This window comes from Thermodesulfovibrionales bacterium (assembly GCA_035622735.1).
Taxonomy (GTDB): domain Bacteria; phylum Nitrospirota; class Thermodesulfovibrionia; order Thermodesulfovibrionales; family UBA9159; genus DASPUT01.
Window position 1 is genome coordinate 1 of sequence record DASPUT010000218.1, and the last position, 8,545, is coordinate 8,545.

8 protein-coding genes are annotated in these 8,545 nt (G+C 53.1%); 2 read left to right on the forward strand and 6 right to left on the reverse strand.

Annotated features, from left to right (window positions below; all coding sequences use genetic code 11):
* The 6 genes from VEI96_11465 to VEI96_11490 form a co-directional block, all read right to left on the reverse strand.
* On the reverse strand, window positions 1-2,465 hold a 2,465-nt coding region (locus tag VEI96_11465; GenBank protein ID HXX58610.1), incomplete at its 3' end, for an FAD-dependent oxidoreductase.
* On the reverse strand, window positions 2,462-3,337 hold the full coding sequence (locus tag VEI96_11470) for a CoB--CoM heterodisulfide reductase iron-sulfur subunit B family protein (protein HXX58611.1): 876 nt from the start codon (window positions 3,335-3,337) through the stop codon (window positions 2,462-2,464). The genes VEI96_11470 and VEI96_11465, both read right to left, overlap by 4 nt.
* Before the next feature lie 9 nt (window positions 3,338-3,346).
* Window positions 3,347-3,985: a 4Fe-4S dicluster domain-containing protein gene (locus VEI96_11475; protein HXX58612.1), complete on the reverse strand. Its 639-nt coding sequence runs from the start codon at window positions 3,983-3,985 to the stop codon at window positions 3,347-3,349.
* A 333-nt stretch (window positions 3,986-4,318) separates the two neighbouring features.
* Window positions 4,319-5,350 (reverse strand): DHH family phosphoesterase, encoded by a 1,032-nt coding sequence (locus tag VEI96_11480; protein ID HXX58613.1) that lies wholly within the window; start codon window positions 5,348-5,350, stop codon window positions 4,319-4,321.
* A 202-nt stretch (window positions 5,351-5,552) separates the two neighbouring features.
* Complete coding sequence (locus VEI96_11485) at window positions 5,553-5,750, reverse strand: hypothetical protein (GenBank protein ID HXX58614.1); 198 nt, start codon at window positions 5,748-5,750, stop codon at window positions 5,553-5,555.
* A gap of 262 nt (window positions 5,751-6,012) precedes the next feature.
* Window positions 6,013-7,179: an ATP-binding protein gene (locus tag VEI96_11490; GenBank protein HXX58615.1), complete on the reverse strand. Its 1,167-nt coding sequence runs from the start codon at window positions 7,177-7,179 to the stop codon at window positions 6,013-6,015.
* 354 nt (window positions 7,180-7,533) lie between these two features.
* On the opposite strand from VEI96_11490, the gene VEI96_11495 reads away from it, so the two are divergent.
* Both VEI96_11495 and VEI96_11500 read left to right on the forward strand, forming a co-directional pair.
* The gene (locus VEI96_11495) at window positions 7,534-8,184 is read left to right on the forward strand and encodes a NeuD/PglB/VioB family sugar acetyltransferase (GenBank protein ID HXX58616.1); all 651 of its coding nucleotides are present in this window, start codon (window positions 7,534-7,536) and stop codon (window positions 8,182-8,184) included.
* Window positions 8,181-8,545 (forward strand): 3-keto-5-aminohexanoate cleavage protein (locus VEI96_11500; GenBank protein HXX58617.1); only part of this gene is annotated, 365 nt, incomplete at its 3' end. The genes VEI96_11495 and VEI96_11500, both read left to right, overlap by 4 nt.

Below are 8,545 nucleotides of genomic sequence, written 5' to 3' on the forward strand. Positions count from 1 at the left end.
GATTTTTCGACAACAGGTTTTCTCTCCACATCATAGCGCACAAAGAGCACACCGAGGTCGCGGGCCCTCTTGTAATAATCCTCGCGCAGACCATAGGTGCGGATGTCCCGGTAGAGAATGATCACCTTCGCCCCGGGTGTCTTCTCCTTTATGGAGATGGCATTCTTAATCGCGTCCTGACAGCACGTGCGTGAGCAGTACTGATTCGGTTCTTCGCGAGACCCTACGCACTGTATCATCACGAAATGCTCAGCCTTTGGAGTCCCGCCTTCTGAGAGTCTCTTTTCGAGTTCGCGCTGGGTTATAACCCGGTCACTTTCCTGATAGAGATACTCCGTCGGCTCGTATTCGACGCCGCCTGTTGAGAGTATGATCGCGCCGTGTTCCATCGCCGTCCCGTCTGTGAGCACCGTCTTAAAATTCCCGACAAAACCCTCGGTCGCCCTAACTTCGACGCCCATATGCACCGTTACGCGGCGGTGGCCCAGCACTTCAGCGATCCTTGCCTTAAGGAATTCCTGAACGTCGTTCCCTTCGAGGGTACGATAGAGGTTTCTTATCAATCCGCCCAGTTCCTTTTCCTTCTCAATGATATGCACATCGAAGCCCTGGTCTGCCAAGGAAAGAGCAGAGGTCATGCCGGCAATCCCGCCCCCGATGACGAGGCAAGAAGGGGTTACGCCCACCGTATCGGTGTTAATCGGTTCCTGGAGCCTCGATTTTGCCACCGCCATCTTGACGATCTTTTTTGCCTTCTTCGTCGCCTCTTCCTTCTGCCCCATATGGCACCACGAGCATTGTTCACGGATATCTGCAAGTTCGAAGAGGTACTTATTCAGGCCTGCGTCACGGATGGTCTCCTGGAACAGCGGTTCATGGGTCCTCGGCGTGCATGAAGCCACGATGACCCTGTTCAGATTCTTCTCCTTAATCGTCTGCTTGAGGACTTCCTGGGTGTCCTGGGCGCAGGCATAGATCGTGTTGGTCGCAAAGACGACTCCCGGAAGATCCTTGACCGCGTCGACCACCTCGGGGACATTCACGGTCCCGGCTATATTGATTCCGCAGTGGCAGACAAAGACGCCGATCCTCGCCTCTTCGCTGGCCATCTCCTTCTCGGGAGGGAGTTCTTTCTTTACGATCTCCGTCCCGCGAGCCTCTCCGAGGAGAGCCATAGCCTCTCCCGCGACGGCACTTCCCTGCATCACCGTGTCGGGAATATCCTTGGGACCCTGGTAGGTTCCGGTTACGAAAATTCCATCACGGCTCGTCTTTACCGGTCTGAGCGGCGATGTCTCGGCGAACCGGTATGCATTCGCCTCTATCCCGAAGGTCTTTGCGAATTCCACGGCATCCTTATGCGGCTCGAGTCCAACAGAGAGGACGACCATGTCAAAGGTCTCATCGATCAGTTTTCCATCCTCGGCAGCGTAACGGAGAAGTAGATCACCCGCGCCGGGATCTTCTCGGACCGCAGAGATCATGGCACGCTGATATCGCACGCCGTACTCATTCTTGGCGCGCTCGACATATTTATCGAAGTCCTTGCCAAACGCCCTCATCTCCATATAGAAAATGGTGGGCTCAATGTTCTTGTCATGTTCCTTCGCAATGATCGCCTGTTTTGTCGCGTACATGCAGCATACGGATGAGCACCAGGGATTAGCATTGTGCGAGTCTCTCGATCCGACACACTGTATCCATGCCACTTTCTTCGGATGCCTCCCGTCAAGAGGTCTCTTTACCTCTCCCTTGTAAGGACCAGAGGCTGAAAGGATACGCTCGAACTGGACCGAGGTTACGACGTTCTGCCAGCGGCCCAATCCCAACTCGCCCCTGACCCGCGCATCATAACGGTCGAGCCCGGGACCGAGGATTACCGCTCCGACACGGAGTTCGATCTCTCTCCCCTTGTCCTCGTAGTTGATCGCCTTTGCCTTGCAGACCTTTTCGCAGAGGCGGCAAGTCCCCTTCGTAAGGTAAAGGCACTGGGTACAGTCGATCGCCCTCGTGTTCGGAACCGCCTGGGGAAAGAGGGCGTAGATAGCCTTGCGCGTGGCGAGACCCTGCTCGAACTCGCTAGTCACTTTCCTCGGGCATTTCGCTTCGCAATCGCCGCAACCGGTACACTTATCCGGATCTACATACCGCGGAGCAAGTTTCACCCTGACTTTAAAATCCCCTGGCTCACCTTCTACCGAAACCACTTCCGCAAGGGAATGGATATCGACATTCAGATGCCGTCCTACCTCGACCATCTTGGGCGAAATCATGCACATCGAACAATCCCCGGTCGGAAAGGTCTTGTCAAGCATTACCATCGTCCCGCCGATAGAGGGGTCCCTCTGCACCATATGGACCTTGAAACCGCTGTCGGCAAGGTCGAGAGCTGCTTGCATGCCGCCGATACCGCCGCCGACGATCAGGACGGATCCGTGTTTCTTGATAGAAGTCGTTTCACTCATATCAGCTGTAACTCCTTTAAGAGCCCGACCGCATCTACAAAATGCCTGTCGACCTGCATCTCCTTGGGACTGAAACCCATCGATATCCCCAAGAGTTCGGTAATGAAGTAGACCGGCAGCCTCTGCTCGATCCTGTGCTTCTCCCTGACCCGGTCCTGATATGCGTCGAGATTAAGCTGACACATGGGACAGGTCGTGACAAAACAGTTTGCGCCCCTCGCTATCGCATCCTTCATGATCTTTGACATGAGGAAGAGGGACATATCGGTGTCGTTGACCGACGCCGATGCCCCGCAACAGTCAGTCTTATAGCCCCAGTCAAGGGGTTGAGCGCCCAGGGCCTTGCAGATAATCTCCATGCCCTGCGGGTTCTCGACGTTGTCGGGAACGTCGATGTCGCAGGGAAAGCGGGTCATGAGGCAGCCGTAATAGCATGCCGGTTTCAGTCCTTCCAGTTTCTTCGCTGACTTTTCAGCTACCTCGCCGGACTCGACCCGCGGCATGAGCACCTCTAGAATGCTCCGTATCTTGATCTTCCCCTCGACCTTTCTGTTGAGGCCCGCGTTAATCCTGCTTTTTAATTCAGGGTCCTCTGTCAGTCTCTTCTGCGAAACCAACGTGCGGCTGTAGCAGGACGAGCAGGGGATGACCATTTCGGGAAGACCGCTCGAATCGGCGATGCCGAGATTACGGGCGGGAAGGGCGATCGAGAGGAAGTCATCAGTCTTGGCTGCAGATGTCGCGCCGCAGCAATTCCAGTCTTCAATCTCTTTCAGCTCGACCCCCAACCGCCTGAATACCAGCCTGTTCTGAATATCGTAGAGTTCGGAAGAGGCGTGCAGTGAACATCCGGGATAATACGCTATTTCCATGCTGTTCCCCTAAATTTTGTCCGCAGAGTTTCTGCGGTCTCTGGCCTTTTCTTTCGACTTTGTGTAAAGGGCTTTTACTTCCGGAAGCCCCCTGACCTTATCGAGACCGAAATGCATTCTCTTGTTCTTCATCATAGAGAGGCCAAGTTTCGCCTGGCTCATCATCTCCTCAAGAATAGCTTTCCAACCGCCCCGTTTTAATTCGCTCTTTGCGGTTTTCATCTCGTAGATGCCCATGAACTCGAGTTCGTTCACCCTGCCGAAATGGGCAGTCGAAGTCAGGAAGGCATCATGGAAAGCTGCCACCTTTGGGGTCAGAGGCTCTATGTGACCTTCCTTCGACATCTGTTTCAATGTCTCGGTGATTCTCGCTGTCTGGATATCGTTGGGACACCGGGTGCCGCAGGTATAACAGGCAACGCATTTCCAGACGAGAAGATTGTTCAGGGCTTCGGCTTTTTCCCCGAGCAGTATCATCCGAATTAACCGGTCGGGCGTGACACCCTCGGTCTCATCGCCGACCGGACAGCCTGCGGCGCAGCGACGGCACTGGTAACAGGCGAGTAAGTTCTGGCCTGACCTCTCCATGATTTCCTCTGCAAGGGGCTGGAATATCCCGGGTTCGAAGTTAAGAGCACTTGTCGGCATAACGAGACTCCTTAGTTCTTTGCTGGTTCTTTAGAGACAGAATAATGGCTTTTCCGCACACATTTTAGTTTAGCACAATAAACAAAGGAATTACTATATAAATATCGTCCCCACTCACTGAATTCTTTGCAAAGGGAGAACAAGGTCATTCTCTAATCTGGAATACGCTGCTACCAACAAGAACCTCTGAACTCCCTAATAGTCTATAGGATTTCCTAAAGAAATCTATTAATAATATTAATAGTCTTTCGAAAAGTCAAGCGTGAAGATGTCACGAATTATCCCCTCTCATGAAGTCAAGAGAGACAGGAGAGTGCAGTATTACTGAAGAACCTATCTTCTGAGAGATTTGAGGAGTGGCCTAAACACCGGGTCAACCTTTGCGAGTGAACCGAGTACGAACTCTTCGATGGCCCTGTTATCAGTCAGGAGAAGACCTCCCGGCAACGCATCATATCTGACCTGAGCTCGTCCCATGGACTCATGCCCGCCCGCGCTCCCTATGACACCGAATGTTCTGCGCGCCAGGTATCCCGCGTCCTTTTTGATGCCATCATTCCGAAAGACCACCACGAGCGTGTCTCCCACTACTCCGCTGACCAGCGCCCATGATACGTTTTCGACCCTGATCAAGAAGTCGGCCACCTGCACGCACACGTCGAAGAACGGGACCGGTCCGAGGTGCGAGAACATGACACCGTTCAAAAAACGCCGCCTGACGAGCCCTACGGTAAAGTAGTCGAGACCTTCCCATGAGAACTGTGAAAACTCTATCTGATTAACGGTGTCTCTGTCCGCTTTTCTCCGCAACCATCTTATCGCTTCCATGTCGCCATGGCTCATGTCTCCCATGAAATGGCGCGAATCAGTCTTAAGCCCATAAAAGAGGGCGCACGCGAGGTTCTTGGTAAGGCGGACGCCCGCGGCCCTCAGATACTCCGTCATGATCGACGAAGTGGACAGATAGTTAGGTCGGACATCGACAAACTCTGCCGGGATTGTATTTGAGATGGGATGGTGATCTATCACGATATCACAACGCGGGAGGCTGAAGTCCGTGAAGAATTGGGGCTGGGAATCAACGATCGCTATAACATCAGCGCGGGCTGCTTCCTCCTCGCTCACCGGAAAGGCAGGAATCTTCAGGCGTCTTATCATGGAGGCGTTCTCAGGTCTTCCTATCGCCCCTGTATAGCCTATTTTTACAATCCGCTTTCGTGTTTCAAGTATCCTCTTCAGTGCGAGGGCGCTCGCGAGTGCATCCGGGTCGGGGTTCGCGTATATTATGACACTGACATCCTTGGCGCCGGCACATACCTCTCTCAAGCGCTCAAGCCTATGGCGCATGTTCTCGCGATTTACCACGTCTCTGCCCTTTGCGGTCATCAATCTATTAGCAATATTACCAAAACCCAAAAAGATATGGGGTCGGACGAATCGAAATGTTCATTGCCCCCTCCAGCAATGCCCGCCAATAGAGTTCATGCAGTTCGCCTGCTCATTCCGCCTTCAGAGAGCATAACGGAAACGGTCCGGCGGAGCTAAGGCAAGGTTCCTTAGTCGGCGACTATCGTCTCTTGCTCAACACCTCTATCGCCAGCGGAATTGTGCTGACCGCTCCCACAATTAATAGCGTCCACCCTATAGCCTTTCTCTCATCCTCATTCAATCTGTCCGCCAGCAGCAGAGCTGCCCCTGCTCCCAGCATGCCGCGTGTGCCGGCAATAAGGGCGACCTGCGGTAACGTCAGTTCTGTCTTCTTCATATCGCCTCCTCAGAATCAAATCACTCCTTCTCTGCGACTCTTACCGGACCCCACATTATTTATTATAAGAATTATATCACTTCCGACTGACCATGCAATCGCCTGACGGTCTCACTTAAGAGCGACTCTCGGGGGGATGGTTGATCGGAGAAAGAGCTCTATCTCTCCGGGAAACAGGTCTCTTTGTCAAACTACAACAGGGAACGTTGTCTGCTAACACATCATCGAAGGCAGACGAGCGCTCCATAAAAAGACGCAGAGGCTAATCTGCCTTTTCCAGAGTTATGTATACCTTTGTCCCTTGCTGATGGATCGGCTCAAAATCTATTTCACCGAAGTTCTTGCGCAGAGCAAGTCTTGCGATCGAAAGGCCGAGACCGGATCCTTTGGGTTTTGTGGAATAAAAGGGTGAGAAAATGTCCGAGATATTGGCCAGATTTATTACATCCCCATTATTGAAAACTTCAATCCCTACCGTGTGAGGCGGGACGTTTTGCAGGAAGGATGCTATTCGCACATAAGGGCTCTTTGCCGCACGGGCTGCCTCCACGCTGTTTTCGATAATGTAGTAGAAAAGATGACGAAGGTCCACCGGGTCACCCTTCACGAAGCGGGCATCGGGGCTCAGGAGGACTTCCACTTTTACCCCTTCGAGCTTCTTTCGCGCAGAAAGCTTTTGAAGCATGTTTTCGATGACCGTTTCGAGCATGCATTGTTCGAAGCTTGCCTCACGCTGAAACATCTCGATATAAGTATTTATGTCTTCTATCATGTCTTCGCAGCGGCTCGCAGAGGAGATGAGAAATTCATAATCCTCGTAAAGGGTATCTTTGGGATCGATATGGCGCTGAAGCCTCCTGAGATTGCCTCCGATAATGGTGACGGGATTGCGGATCTTGTCCGCTATCCCCTTGAGGATTTCGACGTCGCACCGAACTGTGGCTTCTATATAAGCACTCGTCTCGACAAGGATGCAGGAGTCCACGAGCTTATCCACGACGGGCATTATTTCAACTGCAACCTGCGGAGGAAAGTTATCGAGTACGAGGGTATGACAGAACCTTCTCACAAGGGAAAAGCCGAGGCCCGTGAAACGTTGATCAAGATTTATCTCCACATGCTTTAACCCGATGCGCCAGAGATAGTTTATGAAGTTTGAGTCCAGGTTTTCACGGAAGAGCCTCTCGAACCATGAAGCCCAGGTGAGCTTCATGATGTCCGGCTTGCCAAAATGTTCGAGCAATATGTGGGTCTCCGGTATTTCAGAGAAGAATTCATAGAAGTACTCCGCAAACTCTCCCTTCCTGCTTATGAAGAAATCCCGGTGATGCCCAAGCATGAGGAGATCATTCTCCGTTAACCTCAGTTTGTCCATCAAGAGCCGGAAACTTTGGTAGGGTACCGCCGAAATGAGCGCTCTATACTTCATAATGTATTCTAACAATCAGCCATGCTCAGCTCAAGTGCCCGAACTCCGATCAAGAAAGAGCCGTCTTCCGGATGCGGCGTCTATAACATCTCTTCCTCCCCCACCATGACGAATGTTACTGCGACTGCCTCGGGTGGGAATAGCCCGTATGGCGTTTATAATAAAAGCTTCTCTTCGCCGACCATGATGAATGTCACCGCCACTGCATCTGGGGGAGCGACCATCCGAAAAAGACGATACTCCTTGAGTAATAACGCTCCTCAAAATAGAACTCCTAAAGCCACGCAGCTTCATTGACGACAAATATATCCTTGTGGTAACATCCCCCATCTCTGATGAGGGGAACCTGCCGGCATGAAGAAGATATATATATTCGGGGCCTCCTACCTTGATATCATAAAACTGGTCGACGCGATCAATCGCTCGCAGCCATCCTTTCGGATCGAGGGCTTCCTTGACGATGCCGAGGCGCTAAGGGGCAGACAGTGTCTGGGATATCCAGTCCTCGGCGGCAGGGAGCTTATCGCGGATCTGGCCCGAATGCCTGACACCTGCTTCGTAAGTAATGTCCCCACATGGCCTAAATGCGAGCAGGTCGTCGGGATGCTGAAGGATCTGGGATGCGGTTTTGCGAATCTCATACATCCCACCGTCGACATGAACTACGTCGAAATCGGTACCGGTTGCATAATCCCCGAGGGTTGTGTCGTGGGCGGGGGAGCCAGGATTGGGAGTTTTGTCACGGTCCGTCTACAGAGCCTCATCAGCCATGATGTCGCCGTCGATGACTTCGTGTTTATAGGACCCGGTGTGACCGTAGGAGGTCATGCGCGTCTCGCGCAAGGATGTTTCCTGGGGGCCGGGGCAACGATCATGGGCGAGAGGTCTGTGGGAGCGGGAAGCATCATCGGTGCCGGCTCGGTAGTGATAAGAGACGTGCCTGCCGGCGTCACCGTAGCCGGCGCGCCGGCGCGCGTGATCAAGGTCCATGCGGAGCAGTCATGACCGATCTCATCGTCAACCTGGCCCCCACTGGCGCAGTCCATATGAGGGACCATTCTCCTTATGTGCCGATAAGCCCCGATGAAATCGTCGAGGACGTTAATGAATGCGTTGATGCCGGTGCGTCCATGGTCCATCTCCATGCACGCGAGGCGGACGGCAGCCCCAGTTACCGCAAGGAGCGGTATGCGAGGATCATCGAGGGCATCAGGGAACGCCACGACGACGTGGTGATTGTCGTCTCGACCAGCGGCAGGGTCTTCGGCGACCCGGAGAAGCGGACGGAGGTGCTCAGCCTTCAGGGTGACAGTAAACCGGACATGGCAAGCCTGACCCTCGGGTCGATGAATTTCATGAATGCGCC